The following is a 20899-nucleotide window of genomic DNA, read 5'->3' on the forward strand; positions in this document are numbered from 1 at the left end:
CGTATTGAAAATAATAAGGATGGTTTAAATGAACAGACTGGTTAGGCCCACCATTTTTTTGTTTTTTATTCTAATAATGCCATTTTCAAACGCCGCAAGCAGAGAGGAACTCGAGAAGCTGTATTCAATGCAGATGCCCGGCACTGTCATTCAGTGTAAGAGAACAGATGAAACGTTTTTTACAAAAATAAGAATGATTTCCCGGTATACGGTTACGGAGCAAAGTGAAAATAAAACAAAAATGGATGGGTGGGTTGCCATGTACGCCACCGGTCTGAAAGCGTTACGATTTGAAGCTGAATTTAAAGCTACCCGGACAATGCTGGATACTCGTGATATGTGGGAGGTCGACCCCGACTCACTGGTTATGAAAGTATCAGGTGAGGATGCAAAACGCTTTAAAAATAAGGGAGGGGTTGATTTTTTCAGGGATAATAGCAGGTTAAACTATGACGATCACTCTGATATTCGATTTACTACCTACCCCGATTATATTATCGGGGAGGATGACCCCGGATTCTTTACATCAAAAGGCGCAGAGGAATGTACCACTCGCTTTGCTGACAGTTTTCCCGCGGGGAAAGCCGGGCTGAAGGTGAAGGAGCATAACAGTAATAAGGAACACAACCATGAAAATTAACTATCATAAATATCCTGCCGTCGATTTTGTAGTGAGATTACTGCTGACAATAATTATTATCTCCCCTGTGCTGTATTTTTCATGGGATGCCGTCAAAGGGACATCGGGCAGTGATTATATTGAGAGTGTGGTTTTTATCCTTATAGTCGGCTTTTTCTGGTTGATGAGTCACCTGTTTATTTCTGCTTTTGTAGGGATTTTGCAAAAAAGAAAATAAGGGGCAGGGATGAAAGAGAGCAAATCATACGGGCTGGTGATCGTGTTTGTCGGCGTGTTTGTCGTTTTTCTGATCAGCATCATGTCTTACAGCCTGTGGCGGGATAAACAGATTAATGCGTTTCTGGCCACCAACCGGGCCTGGGGTATTCAGTGTGACAGAAGCTCGCAGGCTGCATGGGTTATCAGGAACGGTGAACGTACGGCATTAGAAATGAATAATATGACACTGTACTGCCACGGTTTCCGGTTTGAGGGACGCACTGACCCTGAAACGAAAACGGTCAGTCTCGATAAATACATCGTCTACCAACATATTTCACGCCAGCCGAATTAATTCAGTCAAAAAGGTATTCATTATGGGAAAACTACATGCCGCCATACTGGCGGGGTGCCTTTGTTGCACCCTGATGCCGGCCTGGGCGAAAGATGCGGGCTGGCAGTGGTATAACGAGCAGCTAAAAAAAACAGACCCGGAAACGCCTGCCACGCCTCCGCCACCGCCGGCAAAGCAGGACATCCTGGAGAAGCTGGCGCAGCTGCAGACGGCCACAAAGCGTTCGCTGTATGAGGCTATTCTTTACCCCTCATCTGACAATTTCGTGAAGTATTTCCGGCTCCAGAACTACTGGACGCAGCAGGCAGGCCTGTTCTCGATGAGCGCGAAGAAAGCCATGCTGGAAAACCCCGAGCTGGACTACAACCTGCAGTACAGCCACTACAACGGAACCGTGAAAAACCAGCTGGCTGCCGACTACGCCGAACAGCGCAAGGCAATCTCCTCCCTGGCCCAGCACTATGGCGTGATGTTTTTCTACCGCGGCCGGGAGGCCATCGACGGGCAACTGGTCCAGGTCATCAAAAACTTCCGCGAAACCTACGGACTGAGCGTGATACCAGTCTCCGTCGACGGTGTGGTGAATCCCATGCTCCCCGACAGCCGGCTGGACCAGGGGCAGGCACAACAGCTCGGAGTGAAGTTCTTTCCCGCGATGATGCTGGTCAATCCCAAAAGCGGGCAGGTTAAACCCCTCAGTTACGGCTTTATCAGCCAGGACGACCTGGCGAAACAGTTCCTCTATGTCTCCAGCGACTTTAAACCCAATTTTTAAGGAGTGTGTCATGCGAAAGATTCGGTTCCCCGATTTAGATATAACGGGAATGTGGGTACTGGCTGTAGGCGTGTTTTTCCACCTGATTGCCAGGCTCGTCAGAAAACAGCCTGAGCTGGCCATTCAGGCCGGGGAAGTTCTGGGGCTGGGTATGGTGATATTTGGTGGATACCGAATTCTGAATGCCCTGATTGCTGAAGCAGAAAAACAGGAGAAGGCCCGTGAAAAGCAAACTGAAGACAATTAGGGCGGGTATCACCACGGCTGCTCTGCTGCTGGCACTTTCTCCCGTGACCTGGGCCGGTACGCTCGATGAAGTGAAATCTCTCTGGGACCCGCAGGGCATAACAGGTTCGGCGCCGGCGTCGCCCGCTGGCGCGCCCACGTCCGCGAAGCCGGTCTCTCAGGCCCGTTGGTACCGGCTCAGCAACGGCAAACAGGTCAATCTTAGCGACTGGAAAGTGGTGTTGTTTATGCAGGGGCACTGCCCGTACTGCCATAAGTTTGACCCGGTTCTGAAGCAGCTGTCCGGACAATACGGATTCTCGGTGTTCTCTTACACGATCGACGGACAGGGGGACGAGGCGTTCCCTGAAGCCTTGCCGGTACCGCCTGACGTGATGCAGACTTTTTTCCCCAATATCCCGGTAGCTACCCCGACCACGTTTCTGGTGAATGTGAATACGCTGGCGGCGTATCCGATTCTGCAGGGCGCCACCGATGCTCAGGGATTTATGGCCAGAATGGATACGGTATTTCAAATGATGGGGGCACCTGATAATGGATAGTCTCAACAAAATATATTCTTCGTTACCCGTACTGGAAAGAAATAAACGCCTGAAGCTATCACGGCAAAAGAGATTCGATATTTATTATTGTCTTGCTTTTATGTTTGGTTCAGCCGGATTAGTTCTGTGGTGGGGAAGTCATGCGTATTTCAGTGTGTTCACTGAGTTGTTAACCCCGTCGGAGAAGCTGGGGTCTGCAAAGAACTTCATGAATCTGTGGAATGTCCTGATGTATTTCGTTCCCTTTATTCTTTTCTCACTTTCCATTGGTTGTCTGGCAACGGCTTTGCTGGGAGTACTGATGGCCGAACTGGCTTTCTGGTTTGAATATGCCTTTGAAAAAAGCTTCCAGCGATATTTAAACCGCAACCTCCGACGGAAAAATAACATGAAAGAAGGAGGGCCTGATGTTCATCCGTAAACCATTATCAGTGCTTTGTGGAATGTTGCTAGGGGTGTCATTGACGGCGGCCGCAGATGTTAACGGCGACATGAACAACTTCTTCAATAAGCTGGGGTTCGCGTCCAATACCAGTCAGCCCCAGGTCTGGCAGGGGCAGGCGGCGGGTTACGCTTCCGGCGGTTCGCTTTATGCGAGGACGCAGGTGAAAACGATCCAGCTGGTCAGTATGACCCTGCCGGATATTAATGCCGGCTGTGGCGGCATCGATGCCTACCTCGGGTCGTTTTCTTTTATCAACAGCGAGCAGCTGCAGCGCTTCGGCAAACAAATCATGTCCAATGCTGCGGGCTACTTCTTTGACCTCGCGCTGCAGACCACTGTACCGGAAATCAAAACCGCAAAAGACTTCCTGCAGAAGATGGCCAGCGATATCAACAGCATGAACCTCAGCAGCTGCCAGGCGGCACAGGGGATCGTCGGGGGACTGTTTCCTCGTACCCAGGTAGCCCAGCAGAAGGTCTGCCAGGACATCGCCGGTGAGAGCAATATCTTTGCCGACTGGGCGGCTTCCCGTCAGGGGTGTTCGGTTGGCGGCCAGATGGACAAGGTGCAGGATAAGGCCAGCGACAAGGACAAAGAGCGGGTCATGAAAAACATCAACATCATGTGGAATGCCCTGTCCAAAAACCGGCTCTTCGACGATAACAAAGAGCTGAAAGAGTTTGTGATGACCCTGACCGGCACCTTGATTTTTGGGGAAAACAGTGAAATTACGCCGCTGCCGGCACGGACCACGGATCAGGACCTGATTAAGGCGATGATGGAGGGGGGAACAGCAAAAATTTACCACTGCAATGATTCCGATAAATGTCTCAAGGTGGTTGCGGATGCGACGGTCACTATAGCCGCAAACAAGGCGCTGAAGAACCAGATTTCCACGCTACTGAGCAGCATCCAGAACAAGGCTGTGGCGGATGAAAAACTAACGGAGCAGGAGAAGGGCTTTATCTCCAGCACCACCATCCCGGTCTTTAAATACCTGGTTGACCCGCAGATGCTCGGGGTCTCGAATACCCTGCTTTACCAGCTGACGGACTATATCGGCTACGACATCCTGCTGCAGTACATTCAGGAGCTGATCCAGCAGGCGAGGACGATGGTGGCCACCGGGAACTACCCGCAGTCAACGATGGATATGATCCTCGAAAACCTGAACCAGGCGAGTGTGCAGATTGCCGCTTTTCAGTCCCGGGTACAGGTGCAGCAGGACGCGCTGCTGGTCGTTGACCGGCAGATGAGCTACATGCGTCAACAGGTATCCGCCCGCATGATGACCCGCTACCAGAACAACTATCACTTTGGAGGAAGCCTCTGATGCTGGAAATCTACACGATAGCCGGCGGCGACTGGTTTCGGGGCAACCTGAATGCCATTGCCGCTTTCATGAGTACCGGTACCTGGTCCTCCATCGAGAAAATGTGTATCGCCTTTTCCGTGCTGATTGTCGCCAGCAGCTGGGTGAAAAAGCATAACGTTATGGATCTGGTCGGCTGGGTGTTTGCCCTGACGCTGGTCTCGATGCTGGTCGTCATTCGCAAACCAGTGCAGATTATCGACTACAGTAATGTCTCTCAGGTCTATCAGGTCGACAACGTCCCGATAGGCCTGGCTATTCCTGCCTCGCTGACAACACGCGTCGGGAATGCGCTGGTACAGAGCTATGAGATGATTTTCTCCCTGCCTGACAGCGTGACGTACAGCAAGACAGGGATGCTGTTTGGCAGTAATTTAATCGCTAAAAGCACCGACTTTTTATCGCAGAACCCGGAGATCACCACGTTGTTCTCCGACTATGTACAGAACTGCGTTATGGGCGACATTTTCCTCAACCATAAGTACTCGTTTGAGGAACTGCTGAATTCCTCTGATCCGTACACCATTATTTTCTCTAACCCCAGCCCGCTGCGCGGGGTATTTGATAAAAATAATCAATTTAAAACCTGTCAGGAAGCCTCCCGTGATTTGAAATCAGCCCTGGCGCTGGATTCTCAGACTGGCGGGAAAACCTGGAACTACTATGTGCGCCAGCTCTTTGGTGGCAAACCCAATCCGGACCTGCTGTTCAGCCAGATGATCGGTGACAGCTATAACTTCTTCTACAGCTCGGGGCAGAGCGCGGGACAGATAATCCGCCAGAATGTCACCATGAATGCACTGCGCAGCGGTATTCAGAGCTACGCGGCCCGCAGTGGCGATACGGCCAGCCTGGTGAACATCGCCAACACCTCTTCGCTGGAGAAACAACGCCTGGCACAGGCGACAATGGGCCACCAGGCATTACGCTCCCTGCCGTTGATGCAGACGGTCGTGATGGGGATCATGATTGGCCTGTTTCCGATCATGGTGATGGCCGCCATGTTCAACATGATGACAATGCAGGTCATCAAGGGTTACTTTTATGCGCTGATGTGGCTGCAGTCCTGGCCTCTGCTGTACGCCATTCTGAACAGTGCGATGGCGTATTATGCGAAGCAAAATGGAGTACCGGTGGTTCTGTCTGAACTCTCTCAGGTCCAGCTGAAAAACTCGGATATTGCAACAACCGCAGGCTATATCTCGATGATGATCCCTCCCTTAACCTGGGCCATGATTAAAAGTATGGGGGCAGGGTTTTCCAGCGCGTACAGTCATTTTGCCTCGTCGGGCCTCAGCTCGACGTCGCAGGCCTCTTCCAGCGTGGTAGACGGGAATTACTCGTTTTCGAATATGCAGACGGACAATGTCAGCGGAAACAGCTGGAACACCAACAGTTCAACGGCATTTGGACAGATGTCCCGGCAACTGGGGAACGGAGGCATGGGTACACAGACCCGGGATGGTTCTATGGTCTGGGACAGCAGCGGCGCAATGTCAAAACTGCCGGTGGATATTAATGTTGGCCGGCAGATAGCCAGTGCACAGCAGCAGATGGCACGGGAGTCGGATGTGCAGGCAGAGAGCTCTCTGCAGGGCTATAACAGCAGCGTGACCAGCGCCTGGAACAGCCTGAAGCAGTTTGGCACAAATATGGGGACCAGCGCGTCAACCACCACCGGCGCCGATAATACTGAGTCATCACAAGACTCGATGGCGAAGAGTAAAATGTGGAACGCGGTTGTTTCAAATGCAAAAGCCAACAACATCAGCAATGAAGAGTCTTTCCAGCAATTGATGGATGACTCCTCTAAACGAACTCAATCTTTTGATATACATGCATCTGGTAAATGGAGTTCCGGAGACCAGTTGTTTGGCAAGCTTGGTAAGTTGGGCACGGGGTTATCTGCTGAAGTTGGTGGAAAAGGAAGCGCTGGCTGGGGACATAGCTCAGGTGATACTGATAATGTCAGCTCTTCTGGGCGGGAATCACATGATAGCAGGCATGATACCAGTAGCCAGGCAGCGAAAGACTTTAAAGAGGCGTCCGATTACATTACAAGCCATAAAACCAGCACTTCTGGTAATACAACAGATAATAATGCCAGCTCCCGCGTGGACCAGTTCTCTACGTCACTTTCCAGTGCGAAAAACAGCTACGACCAATATACAAACAGCCGTACACGTAGCCATGAACTTAGTGAAATGGCGTCGCGTACCGAAAGTATGAGCGGCCAGATGAGTGAGAATCTGACGCAGCAGTTTGCTAACTTTGTTCAACAACGTTCTCCGCAGAATGCAGAAGCTATCCTCACCAATACCAGTTCACCTGAAGTAGCGGCACAGCGGGAATCACTGGCAAGGGAGTTTGTTAAAGAGCAGGTCGAGCCTAAAGTGGATGGTGCCTATCAGGAGGCGAGAGGGACAATTGGTCAGGGAATGCCTAATGTGTCAGGCGGTGGAGGCACGGGTTCCGTAGAAGCTGATTATAGCCAGCACAGTGGTAGTATTGATGGAATGACGCATAATGCCGGAATTAAGGATAATGTGGGTCAGACAGTAGATACGATGGTGTCTCAAAATAAACAGGCACACCAGGAAAGCCAGCAGGGAATTCAGCAGCAGGGTGATGGGGTCAAGAAACAGCAGACTGATCTGGAAAGTCACCATAAAACAGAAGGAAATAGATTCGAAAATGAATATAATGAAAGAAAGAGTAAGGTGAAATCTTTACCAGGCGCTGACGCTCCGGGTGAGTTAGCGGATAAGGCGGCTAAAATCCAAAAGGATTATCTTAATAGGGAAAGGTGAACTTGATGATAAACAATAAAGTCATCCTCCACGAGGTGGAGGAACTGAAAAATGTACTTTCACAAGGGGAAGCAGCGATACCGTCTTTTTGGGCATGTCTGTGGCCTGGATTAGTTATAGTTGCATGGAATGTTCTTTGCGCGATGATTAGCGTTAATCATAACTACCTTGCAGTAAAATATATTTTTTGGGTCGTGATTTTTCCAGGGGGGGTGGGGTTGATTCTTCTTCTTGGTATAGCTAGTGCTCGCTCCTTGTTTTTATCCGTGCCTAAATCCTTTAGGATACGTTCAAATATATATCGATTTTTTTCCAGAAAAATCATTATTTATGCATTTTTATATATGTTGACGATTCTTTTTCTTGCCTTTTTTAATCGTTTTTCTTATGACTCACCATTTCCTTTTGGTTTTATGGTCTTAATTACGTCGATTTTTTTTGGGGTTGTTATGAATCTGGACTTTGGAAGGTATCAGCTATCGTTACTCACATCTGCGATAAACTCTTTCAAGGCAGAGAAATTGGAAGGTTAGTTAGCCCATCAAAACTTACCTATCAATTATAGTGGTTTGTTAATAGGCTAAGAGTTTCTTTGGGTTATTATTGATTGTTCAAACCGTAATTAATCTACACCTTTCCCTTAAAATTCCTTTATAGTGAATGCGCATTCCGAAGCAATAAGAGAATGTGTATTCACTTATATTGATTATGTCACAAGGATTCAGGATGAAACTAAATAAAGTCATGGCTGTAATGGTCATCAGCTCAGCACTGGTGCTTTCTGGTTGTAGCGCAATGGGGACAGCAATTAAAAAGCGCAATCTGGATGTGAAAACACAGATGAGCGAAACAATCTGGCTGGAACCGTCAAATAATAAGACCGTTTATCTGCAAATCAAAAATACCTCTGATAAAGACATGAGCGGGCTCCAGTCGAAAATCACCAGTGCCGTCACAGCAAAAGGCTACCAGGTCGTCACTAATCCCGATACCGCGGGTTACTGGATTCAGGCAAATGTGCTGAAGGCCGATAAAATGGACCTGCGTGAAACCCAGGGCTGGCTAAGCCGCGGTTATGAAGGCGCAGCTACAGCGGCTGCGCTGGGGGCAGGGATCACCGCCTACAATTCCAGTTCAGCCGGCGCGACCCTCGGTGTCGGCCTGGCCGCAGGACTGGTAGGCATGGCGGCTGATGCGATGGTGGAAGACGTGAACTACACGATGATCACCGATGTTCAGATCTCCGAACGGGCCAAAACCCAGGTACAGACGGATAATGTCGCGGTATTACGCCAGGGTACCTCCGGTGCGAAAGTGCAAACCAGCACCGAAACCGGTAATCAGCATAAATACCAGACGCGCGTTGTCTCCAGTGCGAACAAAGTTAATCTCAAGTTCCCGGAAGCACAGCCTGTTCTGGAAGACCAGCTGGCTAAATCTATCGCGAATATTCTGTAAGTTTGCCACCTCACGGCCCGGGTATACCGGGCCAGACTGACATCGCCTCCCTGGCCTGTCAGGTTAATTCGACATTTAATCAGCTTATTCCTCCTCAGAACGGTGAGCAGTTGCACAATTTATTTGTGCATCTGTGAGGCGTTGCCGACCGTGGTCGGAACATTCCTTCGCTTTTGTATTTAAGGTCAAGAATTATGAGCTTTAATGCTAAGGACATGACTCAAGGCGGTCAGATTGCCAATATGCGCTTTCGCATGTTTGGCCAGATTGCCAATATTATATTCTATGTGCTTTTTATTATTTTCTGGGTGTTGTGCGGGTTGATACTGATGTACCGGCTCAGCTGGCAAACTTTCGTTAACGGCTGCGTCTACTGGTGGTGTACGACACTGGCGCCCATGCGCGATATTATTCGCTCCCAGCCGGTCTATACGATTAACTATTATGGGAAGTCGCTGGAATATAATTCGGAGCAAATCCTTGCCGATAAATATACCATCTGGTGCGGTGAGCAGCTCTGGACCAGCTTCGTTTGTGCCGCCATCGTGTCGTTGACCGTCTGTATTGTGACGTTCTTTGTCGCCAGCTGGGTACTGGGCCGCCAGGGGAAACAGCAAAGCGAAGATGAGAATACCGGAGGGCGCCAGCTTTCCGATAAACCAAAAGAAGTGGCCCGCCAGATGAAACGCGATGGGGTGGCCTCCGATATTAAAATTGGCGACCTGCCTATTCTGAAAAACTCCGAAATCCAGAACTTCTGTCTTCACGGTACGGTCGGCTCAGGCAAATCCGAAGTCATCCGCCGGCTGCTGAATTACGTACGTGCACGCGGTGATATGGCCATTATTTACGACCGCTCCTGTGAGTTCGTCAAAAGCTATTACGACCCGTCACTGGATAAAATTCTTAACCCACTGGATTCCCGCTGTGCAGCCTGGGATATATGGCGCGAATGCCTGACACTACCGGATTTTGATAACGTCTCTAATACACTTATTCCGATGGGCACTAAAGAGGACCCGTTCTGGCAGGGCTCCGGCCGCACCATATTTTCCGAAGGTGCGTACCTGATGCGCGAGGATAAAGACCGTAGCTACGAAAAGCTGGTTGATACCATGCTGTCCATCAAAATAGACAAACTGCGCGCGTACCTGAAAAACACGCCGGCCGCTAACCTGGTGGAGGAAAAGATTGAGAAAACGGCTATCTCCATTCGCGCCGTACTGACCAACTACGTCAAAGCCATTCGCTATCTGCAGGGGATCGAGAAAAACGGTGAGCCGTTCACTATCCGTGACTGGATGCGGGGCGTACGTGAGGACCAGCCCAACGGCTGGCTGTTTATCTCTTCCAACGCTGACACGCATGCGTCACTGAAGCCGGTTATCTCAATGTGGTTGTCTATCGCTATCCGCGGCCTGCTGGGGATGGGGGAGAACCGTAACCGGCGCGTGTGGATTTTTGCGGATGAGCTCCCCACGCTGCACAAGCTGCCGGACCTGGTCGAGATCCTGCCGGAAGCGCGTAAGTTCGGCGGCTGTTATGTGTTTGGTATCCAGTCTTATGCCCAGCTTGAAGATATTTACGGGGTGAAGCCCGCGGCGACGCTGTTCGACGTGATGAACACCCGTGCCTTTTTCCGCTCCCCAAGTAAAGAGATTGCTGAGTTTGCCGCCGGCGAAATCGGTGAGAAAGAAATCCTCAAGGCCAGCGAGCAGTACTCTTACGGTGCAGACCCGGTACGTGACGGCGTGTCGACCGGCAAGGAAAAAGAGCGGGAAACGCTGGTCAGTTACTCCGACATCCAGACGCTGCCTGACCTGTCCTGCTATGTCACCTTGCCGGGCCCGTATCCGGCGGTGAAGCTGGCTCTGAAATACAAATCCCGGCCGAAAATTGCCGAGGGATTTATTCTCCGTAACCTCGATACGCGGACGGACGCCAGACTGGATACCCTGCTGGAAGCTCGCGAAGCTGAAAGCAGTCATGCCCGGATGCTGTTTACGCCGGACGAAGCGACAGGGATGCCTGAAGGGGGAGAAACGGCGACGGATACTTCTGGTGCACCGGCGGAGGTTGCTCCGATCAAAGCGTCTCCTGCGGCGGAGAAGCAACCGGCTCAAAGTGTTCCTGTTAAGGCTCCGTCTGCATCCCAGCCTGTATCACCCGAACGCCACGTCACAACCGTCCCGCTTACTGTGACCCGACCGGCGGCGGCGACAACCGGCGCAGCGGCAGCGGCATCCACTTCCGGTGCGACTGCTGTGCCTGCGGGTGGGACGGAACAGGCACTGGAGCAACAGCCCGCAGAACAGGGTCAGAATATGCTGCCAGCCGGGGTGAATGATGCGGGTGAAATTGAAGACATGGATGCGTATGACGCCTGGCTGGCGACTGAGCAAACACAGCGTGATATGCAGCGACGCGAAGAGGTCAATATCAATCACAGCCGCAGCGAGCATGACGATATTGAGGTGGGAGGGAACTTCTGATGATGTCGATTGGTTCGGTAAAGTCCGCGGGGAGCGCCGGCAATTACTATACAGACAAGGATAACTATTACGTTATCGGGAGCATGGATGAGCGCTGGCAGGGAAAGGGGGCGGAGGCGCTGGGGCTGGACGGGAAGGTGGATAAGCAGGTATTCACGGACCTGCTGAAAGGAAAGTTGCCGGACGGCAGCGACCTGACCCGGATGCAGGATGGCGTGAACAAACACCGGCCAGGTTACGATCTGACCTTCTCCGCCCCCAAAAGCGTGTCTGTCATGGCCATGATCGGCGGGGATAAGCGCCTGATTGATGCCCACAATCAGGCCGTTACCGAAGCCGTAAAACAGATTGAAACGCTGGCTGCGACCCGGGTCATGACGGACGGAAAAAGTGAAACCGTGCTGACCGGTAACCTCATTGTGGCGAAATTCAACCACGATACGAACCGTAATCAGGAGCCCCAGTTGCATACCCATGCCGTGGTGATCAATGCCACGCAGAACGGGGATAAATGGCAGTCGCTGGGGACCGACACGGTCGGTAAAACCGGCTTCATTGAGAACGTGTATGCCAACCAGCTCGCTTTCGGAAAAATATACCGTGAAGTGCTGAAACCCCTGGTGGAAAAGCTCGGGTATGAAACCGAAGTCGTAGGCAAGCACGGCATGTGGGAAATGAAAGAGGTGCCGGTCGAGCCTTTTTCCACCCGCACCCAAGAGGTCAGGGAAGCAGCAGGGCCCGATGCGTCCCTGAAATCCCGGGATGTCGCCGCGCTCGATACCCGTAAATCCAAAGAAACCCTCGACCCGGCAGAGAAGATGGTCGAGTGGGTGAACACCCTCAAAGAAACCGGGTTCGACATGCGCGGTTACCGCGAGGATGCCGATAAGCGCGCGACAGAAATCGCCAGTGCGCCCGTCAGCCCGGTGAAAACGGACGCCCCTGATATCAGCGACGTGGTCACGAAAGCCATTGCCGGGCTCAGCGACCGGAAGGTGCAGTTCACCTATGCTGACCTGCTGGCCCGTACGGTCAGCCAGCTGGAAGCCAAACCCGGCGTGTTTGAGCAGGCGAGGACGGGTATCGATGCGGCGATTGAACGTGAGCAGCTGATCCCGCTCGACCGGGAGAAAGGCCTGTTCACCTCAAACATCCATGTCCTGGATGAATTGTCCGTTAAAGCGCTGAGCCAGGAGGTTCAGCGCCAGAATCATGTCTCCGTCACGCCGGATACCTCTGTTGTGCGTCAGTCGCCTTTCAGCGATGCCGTCAGTGTGCTGGCTCAGGACCTGCCGACAATGGGGATTGTCTCCGGCCAGGGCGGCGCGGCTGGCCAGCGTGAGCGGGTAGCTGAGTTAACCCTGATGGCACGGGAGCAAGGGCGGGACGTGCACATTGTTGCTGCTGACAACCGTTCGCGTGAGTTTCTGTCTGCGGATGCGCGTCTGGCGGGAGAAACGGTGACCGGGAAATCTGCCCTGCAGGACGGAACCGCGTTTATCCCGGGCGGGACGCTCATCGTGGACCAGGCGGAGAAGCTGAGCCTGAAAGAGACTATTTCTATGCTGGATGGCGCCATGCGGCATAACGTGCAGGTCCTGCTCTCCGACAGCGGGAAGCGCAGCGGCACCGGCAGCGCGCTGACGGTGCTGAAAGAGAGCGGGGTGAATACGTATCGCTGGCAGGGCGGAAAGCAGGCGACGGCGGACATCATCAGTGAGCCGGACAAAGGCGCACGTTACAGCCGCCTGGCGCAGGAGTTTTCCGTCAGCGTACGCGAAGGGCAGGAAAGCGTGGCGCAAATCAGCGGGACGCGTGAGCAGGGCGTACTCAACGGCATCATCCGCGACACCCTGAAAAACGAGGGCGTGCTGGGGACGAAGGAGATGGCCGTCACCGCCCTGACCCCGGTCTGGCTGGACAGTAAAAGCCGCGGCGTGCGGGACTATTACCGGGAAGGAATGGTGGTGGAGCGGTGGGACCCGAACGCCCGGAAGCATGACCGCTTTGTGATCGATCGGGTGACCGCCAGCAGCAATATGCTGACGCTCAGGGACAAAGAGGGGGAACGTCTGGATATGAAGGTTTCTGCCGTCGACAGCCAGTGGACGCTGTTTCGGGCCGATAAGCTACCGGTAGCGGAAGGTGAACGTCTGGCGGTGCTGGGGAAAATTCCTGAGACGCGGTTGAAAGGGGGCGAGGGTGTCACGGTACTGAAAGCGGAGGCCGGGCATCTGACAGTGCAGCGCCCCGGGCAGAAAACCACCCAGACCCTGGCTGTGGGCGCCGGACCGTTCGACGGTATCAAGGTCGGGCACGGTTGGGTGGAAAGCCCCGGCAGGTCGGTCAGCGAGACGGCGACCGTCTTTGCCTCGGTGACGCAGCGAGAGCTGGATAATGCCACGCTGAACCAGCTGGCGCAGAGCGGAAGCCATATCCGGCTTTACTCCGCACAGGATGCGGACCGCACTACAGAGAAGCTGGCGCGTCATACCGCCTTCAGCGTGGTCTCAGAGCAGCTGAAGGCCCGTTCCGGCGAGACAGAACTGGATGCGGCCATTGCGCAGCAAAAAGCAGGCCTTCACTCCCCGGCAGAACAGGCCATTCACCTTTCCATTCCCTTACTGGAAAGCAACAACCTGACCTTCACGCGTCCGCAGCTGCTGTCCACAGCAATGGAATTCGACGGGGGAGGTAAGGTCCCGATGGCGGATATTGACCGGTCCATTCAGGCGCAGATTAAGGCCGGCAGTCTGCTGAGTGTGCCGGTGGCGCCCGGTCACGGCAACGACCTGCTGATTTCCCGCCAGACCTGGGACGCAGAAAAGAGTGTGCTGACCCGGGTACTCGAAGGGAAAGCGGCGATGCAGCCGCTGATGGACCGCGTGCCGGCCAGCCTGATGACGGACCTGACCTCCGGACAACGTGCGGCGACCCGCATGATCCTGGAGACCTCTGACCGCTTCACGGTCGTTCAGGGCTATGCCGGGGTGGGGAAAACGACCCAGTTCCGGGCGGTGACGGGCGCCATCGACCTTCTGCCGGAAGAGACCCGCCCGCGCGTTATCGGTCTCGGTCCGACACACCGTGCGGTCGGGGAAATGCAGAGCGCCGGCGTGGATGCGCAGACCACCGCCTCGTTCCTGCACGACACGCAGCTCCTGCAGCGTAATGGCCAGACACCGGATTTCAGCAACACCCTGTTCCTGCTCGACGAGAGCTCGATGGTGGGGCTGGCCGACACGGCAAAAGCCCTGTCGCTGATAGCCGCCGGCGGCGGCCGGGCCGTTCTGAGCGGGGACACCGACCAGTTGCAGTCCATTGCACCCGGCCAGCCATTCAGACTGATGCAGCAGCGCAGCGCCGCGGATGTGGCCATCATGAAAGAAATCGTGCGCCAGGTACCGGAACTGCGACCGGCGGTCTACAGCCTCATTGACCGCGACGTGAACAGCGCGCTGGCAACAATTGAGCAGGTCACGCCGGAGCAAGTGCCGAGAAAAGAAGGCGCCTGGGCGCCGGGCAGTTCTGTGGTGGAATTCACGCGGGCACAGGAGAAGGCGATTCAGGAGGCACTGAAGAAAGGCGAAAGCGTGCCGGCAGGTCAGCCCGCGACGCTCTACGAGGCTCTGGTGAAGGACTACGCTGGTCGCACCCCGGAGGCACAGTCGCAGACGCTGGTGATCACCCATCTGAATAAGGACCGGCGGGCGCTGAACGGTCTGATCCATGACGCTCGGCGGGAGAACGGGGAAACCGGCAAAGAGGAAATCACCCTGCCGGTGCTGGTCACGAGTAACATCCGTGACGGTGAACTGCGCAGACTGTCGACCTGGACGGCTCACAAGGAGGCGGTGGCGCTGGTTGATAACGTATACCACCGTATCAGCAAAGTGGATAAGGATAATCAGCTGATCACCCTGACAGACAGTGAAGGAAAGGAGCGATTTATCTCACCCCGGGAGGCATCGGCAGAAGGCGTGACGCTCTATCGCCGGGAAGATATCACCGTGTCTGAGGGGGACCGAATGCGCTTCAGCAAAAGTGACCCGGAGCGCGGCTATGTGGCCAACAGCGTGTGGGAGGTAAAATCCGTCTCAGGTGACAGTGTCACGTTGTCGGACGGCAAAACCTCCCGGACACTGAACCCGAAGGCCGACGAGGCGCAACGCCATATTGATCTGGCGTATGCCATTACCGCTCACGGGGCCCAGGGGGCCAGTGAACCGTTTGCCATCGCGCTGGAGGGCGTGGCGGAGGGCCGAAAAGCGATGGCCAGCTTCGAATCCGCCTATGTCGGGTTATCGCGTATGAAACAGCATGTTCAGGTCTATACCGACAGCCGGGAGGGCTGGATAAAAGCAATTAATGCCTCGCCCTCGAAAGCGACGGCGCACGATATTCTTGCGCCGCGTAATGACCGGGCGGTACACACTGCGGAGCAGCTGTTCAGCCGTGCGCGACCGATGAATGAAACCGCGGCAGGCCGCGCGGCGCTGCAGCAGTCCGGCCTTGCGAAGGGGATATCGCCCGGAAAATTCATTTCGCCCGGAAAACAGTATCCGCAGCCCCACGTGGCGCTGCCGGTGTATGACAAGAACGGGAAAGAAGCCGGGATCTGGCTCAGTTCGCTGACGGACAGCGACGGCCGCCTGCAGGTGATGGGGGGCGAGGGACGGGTGATGGGCAATGAAGATGCCCGCTTTGTGGCGCTGCAGGGGAGCCGGAACGGCGAGAGCCTGCTGGCCGGGAATATGGGAGAGGGCGTCAGGGTCGCCCGCGATAACCCTGACAGCGGCGTGGTAGTGCGCCTTGCTGGCGATGACCGCCCCTGGAATCCGGGCGCCATCACCGGCGGACGCGTCTGGGCAGATCCGATACCGGTAGTTTCACCGGAGGCGGCAGGAACTGACATTCCGCTTCCGCCAGAAGTGCTGGCACAGCGGGCCGCGGAAGAGGCGCAGCGTCAGAATATGGAGAAACAGGCGGAACAGACTGCCCGGGAAGTGGCCGGGGACGGGCGTAAAGCCGGCGAATCTGAAGACCGGGTAAAAGAGGTCATCGGAGACGTCATTCGCGGTCTGGAGCGCGAAAAACCGGGTGAAGAGAAGATGACCCTGCCCGACGATCCACAGACCCGGAAACAGGAAGCGGCCGTTCAGCAGGTGGCTCAGGAGAGCCTTCAGCGGGAGCGCCTGCAGCAGATGGAGCGCGATATGGTTCGTGATCTCAATCGTGAGAAAACGCTCGGGGGCGACTGACGCGCCTGCGGCTTGTCTGCCCCGGCATCCTTCCCGATTAAAAATCGGGCACCCTGCCGGGGCGCGATGTAAGGGATAAAAAGGACATAAAGATGACAACACATGTAATGCGCCTCAGTGCCGCTGACCGCTGGCTGCAGGCACTCCTGACCTGGACGCCCGGGCAGACGGATATGATTAAAACGGTGGCCCTGGTCCTGATGGTCACCGACCATGCAGGCTTATTGCTGGCCCACAATAACGAGATCATGCGCCTGCTGGGGCGGGGATGTTTTCCGCTGTTCGGTCTGGTGTGGGGGGTGAACCTGGCGCGGCACGGCCAAATTCGCCAGTCGCAGCTGAACAGTCTGTGGGGCTGGGCGTTGGTCGCCCAGGTGTCTTTTATGCTGATTGGATATCCGTGGTACACGGGGAATATTCTGTTTGCCTTTGCGGTGACCGGCCAGGCCCTGCGGTGGTTCAGCCAGCCTTCCCGGCAATATGTTCTGCTGGCCATGACACTCCTGGCGGCGTGGATACCGCTGTCATCCGGCAGCTACGGTGCGGCCGGGGTGGGCATGCTTATCGCCGGCTGGTTTCTCTGTCGGGCAGAACGTGCTACGGAACGGCTGGGATACGGCGTGCTGTGGGCCATCATGGTGTTATTGATGAACCCGAACGACGTGAGTGAGTCGGTGGCCGGGTTGACCATTGCGCTGCTGGCATTGATGGTGTGTTCATCTGCCGGGGAACGTGTGAAACGTTTCTGGCCACGTCATTTCTTCGTGATGTTCTATGCCGTGCATCTGGCGGTGCTGGGTATCGTTGTCTCGATGTAAAAAAGCCCGGACATCAGTCCGGGCAGCAATTGCGCAGACATCTAATATTAGGATAAACGGGGCCTACGCCCTGAAAGGATGCGCTTTTGACCGTGTTCACGTATCTTATAGTCTGGTTCCTGTCAGATAAAAAACCTTGTTATGACTGAAGAAAAACGCCCTGTACTGAGTCTGAAAAGAAAGCCGGCAGCGGATACCGCGGCGACCGGGACCCCTGAGACGCCCGTAGTGGTACGGCGTAAAAAAGTGGTGGTGGTCACGACGCCTCCGGCCTGGAAGGTAAAGAAGGAGAAGCTGGAGCGGGCCAAAAAGGCTGACGAAGCCGCAGCACGTGAATCTGCGCCGGTGGTCAATGCGGTAAAGCCACCGCCTCCGGTCCGATATCTGCGCCTGCTGCCGCCGGAACAGGCCATCATGACTTTGAAGGCGTTCTGGCCACAGTTGTTCGACGGTAATGTGCCACGTCTGCTGGCGACGGGGATGCGTGATCATCTGTTTGCGGACATTACGCAACGCAACCTCCCGCTGTCGCATAAACAGGTGATTAAGTGCCTGAAAAGCCTGACGCGTTCAGAAGAGTATCTTTCCCTGATGCAGGCTGGCGCTCCCCGGTATGACCTGCAGGGAAATATTGTGGCGACCGTGACGCCAGAAGAAGAAAACTATGCCCGTGAACGGAGAGTGCGCCAGAGCCGCCTGAGTGCCCGAATACAGAGTCAGACGCTTTAATTCATTCTCTGCCACAAATAAATTTATCTGTAAATGCTGCTGCTAAAGAATTTAACCTCTTTAGCAGTCGGGCATTCTTTTATCTACACTGAAACTTTTAAAGGAATAAAAATGAAACGTAAAATATATTTGCTGCTTCCATTTATTTTCGCCACCTTTGTTAATAACAGCGTTGCTCAAGAGCCTGAGACAGAAAAGACTTTCTCCGTCATCCAGGAAAAAAGAATCGGAGAAATAGCGGCCGATTATTTGCGTGCTCATCCTGAAATACTGATTCAGATGAGCGAGAAACTTCAGCAGGAGCAGGAGGAAAAACAAAGCCGGGGGCTGACATCCGCTGCGCTGGCGCAGCAGGCGAAAATACTGGGCGATAAAACTATCCCGTCCTGGGGGCCTGCGGACGGGGATGTGATGGTGGTCGAATTCTTCGACTATCAGTGCATCTGGTGCAGCCGGTTTGCACCCGAGCTGGAGAAGGTCATAAAGAACAACACGAAGGTGCGCTATTTCTTTATGGAATGGCCGGTTTTCGGCAGTCGGTGGCCAGCGTCACTGCTGGCAGCGAAAACAGGTCTGCAGGTCTGGAAAGAGCAAGGAGCGGAGGCCTATCTTAAATATCACAATGGTCTGTACGGGACAGGCCTGAATGAAGGGAAGCTGACGAAGGGAGATATTGAAAAGACATCGGGGGGAATTTCATTTCAACCGCAGACCATTGAAGAGATTAACACCACGCTGAAGAATATTAATGATATTGCCACGGAGACAGGATTAACCGGAACACCCGGAATTATTGTGCTGCCGGTAAAAGGCGCGACGGCTGAAAACATCACAGTATTTACCGGAATGACCGAAGCAGAGAATATTCAGTCTGCAATCAATAAATCCCGTCATTAATATTTTATTAATCCAGTTTATTTTTAAAGGACTGAGTTTATGTTCCGATATTTTACCCTGCGCACTGAACAGCAATTATTCTGTTATTTGTACGGGGGCGCGCTGGCGCTCTTTCTGACACTCTTATACCCGTCTTTTCCCGCATGGGCAGGCCCCCTTCTGGTGATGCTGCCGGTTGCGCTGTTCTGGGCCGGTCTGGCGCTGTACACCCGTCATACCGACCAAATGAGAACGCTGGAGGTTTCACCGCTGGTCTGTATCCGTGATGGTGTTCAGGTGGTGGCCATGCTGCCGCACCACGAGAAAGCCCGGCTGGAATGGGAAATTCTCCAGGACGGTGAGGTGTATCAGGGGTCTGAGGTCCAACCATGCGAAAAACCACGTTAAGAAAGCAACCTTCTGAAAAGGCGACGTTTATCAGTTTTTTTTCCGGCCATAAAGGGGGCGGAAATTATTCCCTGCACGGGTATTCGCAAGGATTTCGGTAGTGCTCTGGCTCTGCCCCCCATAACCTGGCGGACAGAGCATGATTGGGAAAGCGGTACCCTCACGGCAGAAACGATTGACGCAGGCTATATTTCTATTATTCTGGAAATATAGATAAAGGAGGTATTATGGATTTAAACACTGCTGCAAACGCACTTCGAGAACTGGGCCACCCGACACGTCTCAGCATATACCGGGAGCTGGTCAGGGCGGGTCATGAAGGCCTGCCGGTTGGCGAACTGCAGAAGCACCTTGAGATTCCTGCCTCCACGCTCAGCCATCATCTTTCAGCGCTGATATCCGCTGGACTCATAAGCCAGGAACGGCAGAGTCGTACCCTGTTCTGCAGGCCCTGCTATGCGCAGCTTGAGCAATTGATGGCCTTTCTGACAGAAGAATGCTGCGCAGGCGGCAGCTGCAGTCTGTCACCCGCAAAGACTCCCGAAGAGACCCCATTGTGAACAACCTGACTGATGCCCTGAAAAATATCGATCCGGCCCTCCTGGACGCGCCGCTGACGGAAGATAAGCTGAAGGCCAGAGAGATAACGCATCCGCCCCGCATCCTGATGCTCTACGGCTCGCTGCGGGCGCGCTCTTACAGCCGGCTGACAACGGAAGAAGGTGCCCGGCTGCTGACGGCCATGGGCGCGGAGGTGAAAATTTTCAACCCGTCCGGCCTGCCACTGCCCGATGATGCGCCGGAGACGCACCCGAAAGTGGCTGAGCTGCGGGAGCTGGTTCTCTGGTCGGAAGGCATGGTCTGGTGCTCTCCGGAGCGTCACGGGGCCATGACCGGCATCATGAAGGCCCAGATTGACTGGATACCGCTGACGTCAGGCGCGGTCCGCCCGTCACAGGGAAAAACCCTGGCCGTCATGCAGGTCAGCGGCGGCTCACAGTCGTTCAACGCTGTAAATCAGATGCGTATTCTTGGACGCTGGATGCGGATGATCACCATCCCGAATCAGTCATCCGTGGCAAAAGCCTGGGCCGAGTTTGATGAGGATGGCCGCATGAAGCCTTCTTCGTATTATGACCGCATAGTGGACGTCATGGAGGAACTGATGAAGTTCACCCTGCTGACGCGCGGTCGCAGTGATTATCTCACCGACCGCTACAGCGAAAGGAAAGAGAGTGCCGCGCAGCTTTCTGAGCGGGTCAACCAGCGCAGCATATAAAAAAGCCGGCAGATGCCGGCTTTTTCCACACTGTTATGCCCGCAGCCTGGTAAAAAATCAGTGGCTGACGCGGTTCCCGTGCTCATCAATGGGGTCGTCTCAGAAAACGGAATCTATGGTCACTCCCGTTTTTGCAACACCGATTTTGACGACAAGTTGGCTTGCTTGAATCTATCCGGCGTCTGAATGGGATTT

The 20899-nt window shown here is 54.1% G+C and carries 18 protein-coding genes and 1 pseudogene; all 19 read left to right on the forward strand.

The window, feature by feature from the left end; translation table 11 throughout:
* Positions 1–28: 28 nt before the first annotated feature.
* The 19 genes and pseudogenes from BV390_RS24830 to arsH all read left to right on the forward strand — a co-directional run bounded on the left by BV390_RS24830 (position 29) and on the right by arsH (position 20704).
* On the forward strand, positions 29–640 hold the full coding sequence (locus BV390_RS24830; protein ID WP_032744074.1) for a hypothetical protein: 612 nt from the start codon (positions 29–31) through the stop codon (positions 638–640).
* Positions 630–857 (forward strand): conjugal transfer protein TrbE, encoded by a 228-nt coding sequence (trbE, locus tag BV390_RS24835; protein ID WP_032744071.1) that lies wholly within the window; start codon positions 630–632, stop codon positions 855–857. The genes BV390_RS24830 and trbE overlap by 11 nt, the downstream gene beginning before the upstream one ends.
* Positions 858–866: 9 nt before the next feature.
* Positions 867–1193 (forward strand): hypothetical protein, encoded by a 327-nt coding sequence (locus BV390_RS24840; protein ID WP_032744069.1) that lies wholly within the window; start codon positions 867–869, stop codon positions 1191–1193.
* A 22-nt stretch (positions 1194–1215) separates the two neighbouring features.
* Complete coding sequence (gene traF / locus BV390_RS24845; RefSeq protein ID WP_032744065.1) at positions 1216–1968, forward strand: type-F conjugative transfer system pilin assembly protein TraF; 753 nt, start codon at positions 1216–1218, stop codon at positions 1966–1968.
* A gap of 10 nt (positions 1969–1978) precedes the next feature.
* A complete protein-coding gene (gene traQ / locus BV390_RS24850; RefSeq protein WP_032744062.1) occupies positions 1979–2215 on the forward strand; it encodes a type-F conjugative transfer system pilin chaperone TraQ in 237 nt (78 codons plus the stop codon).
* Positions 2190–2756, forward strand: a complete 567-nt coding sequence (gene trbB, locus BV390_RS24855) for a type-F conjugative transfer system pilin assembly thiol-disulfide isomerase TrbB (protein WP_032744059.1) — start codon at positions 2190–2192, stop codon at positions 2754–2756. Before traQ ends, trbB begins: the two co-directional genes overlap by 26 nt.
* Positions 2749–3177 (forward strand): conjugal transfer protein TrbF, encoded by a 429-nt coding sequence (locus BV390_RS24860; protein ID WP_032744057.1) that lies wholly within the window; start codon positions 2749–2751, stop codon positions 3175–3177. Before trbB ends, BV390_RS24860 begins: the two co-directional genes overlap by 8 nt.
* Positions 3164–4534: a conjugal transfer pilus assembly protein TraH gene (gene traH / locus BV390_RS24865; RefSeq protein ID WP_032744054.1), complete on the forward strand. Its 1371-nt coding sequence runs from the start codon at positions 3164–3166 to the stop codon at positions 4532–4534. Before BV390_RS24860 ends, traH begins: the two co-directional genes overlap by 14 nt.
* Positions 4534–7383: a conjugal transfer mating-pair stabilization protein TraG gene (traG, locus tag BV390_RS24870; RefSeq protein WP_032744052.1), complete on the forward strand. Its 2850-nt coding sequence runs from the start codon at positions 4534–4536 to the stop codon at positions 7381–7383. Before traH ends, traG begins: the two co-directional genes overlap by 1 nt.
* Positions 7384–7388: 5 nt before the next feature.
* A complete protein-coding gene (locus BV390_RS24875) occupies positions 7389–7916 on the forward strand; it encodes a conjugal transfer protein TraS (protein WP_032744049.1) in 528 nt (175 codons plus the stop codon).
* Between the two features lie 193 nt (positions 7917–8109).
* Entirely contained in the window at positions 8110–8841 is a 732-nt protein-coding gene (gene traT, locus BV390_RS24880) for a conjugal transfer complement resistance protein TraT (protein WP_032744047.1), read from the forward strand.
* A 194-nt stretch (positions 8842–9035) separates the two neighbouring features.
* The gene (gene traD / locus BV390_RS24885) at positions 9036–11333 is read left to right on the forward strand and encodes a type IV conjugative transfer system coupling protein TraD (protein WP_032744044.1); all 2298 of its coding nucleotides are present in this window, start codon (positions 9036–9038) and stop codon (positions 11331–11333) included.
* Positions 11333–16594: a conjugative transfer relaxase/helicase TraI gene (traI, locus tag BV390_RS24890; RefSeq protein WP_032744041.1), complete on the forward strand. Its 5262-nt coding sequence runs from the start codon at positions 11333–11335 to the stop codon at positions 16592–16594. The genes traD and traI overlap by 1 nt, the downstream gene beginning before the upstream one ends.
* A gap of 92 nt (positions 16595–16686) precedes the next feature.
* A complete protein-coding gene (gene traX / locus BV390_RS24895) occupies positions 16687–17412 on the forward strand; it encodes a type-F conjugative transfer system pilin acetylase TraX (RefSeq protein ID WP_032700803.1) in 726 nt (241 codons plus the stop codon).
* Positions 17413–17553: 141 nt separating this feature from the next.
* Entirely contained in the window at positions 17554–18141 is a 588-nt protein-coding gene (locus BV390_RS24900; RefSeq protein ID WP_032716672.1) for a fertility inhibition protein FinO, read from the forward strand.
* A 111-nt stretch (positions 18142–18252) separates the two neighbouring features.
* Positions 18253–19038: a DsbA family protein gene (locus BV390_RS24905; RefSeq protein WP_032700801.1), complete on the forward strand. Its 786-nt coding sequence runs from the start codon at positions 18253–18255 to the stop codon at positions 19036–19038.
* A gap of 39 nt (positions 19039–19077) precedes the next feature.
* Positions 19078–19413: pseudogene (locus BV390_RS31990) on the forward strand (hypothetical protein); the annotation flags it as partial.
* A 239-nt stretch (positions 19414–19652) separates the two neighbouring features.
* Positions 19653–19985 (forward strand): ArsR/SmtB family transcription factor, encoded by a 333-nt coding sequence (locus tag BV390_RS24915; RefSeq protein ID WP_001549890.1) that lies wholly within the window; start codon positions 19653–19655, stop codon positions 19983–19985.
* Positions 19986–19990: 5 nt separating this feature from the next.
* Positions 19991–20704 (forward strand): arsenical resistance protein ArsH, encoded by a 714-nt coding sequence (gene arsH / locus BV390_RS24920; protein WP_025801347.1) that lies wholly within the window; start codon positions 19991–19993, stop codon positions 20702–20704.
* The last annotated feature ends 195 nt before the right edge of the window (positions 20705–20899 follow it).

The organism is Klebsiella sp. YJ, assembly GCF_002108615.1.
Classification (GTDB): Bacteria; Pseudomonadota; Gammaproteobacteria; order Enterobacterales; family Enterobacteriaceae; genus Klebsiella; species Klebsiella planticola.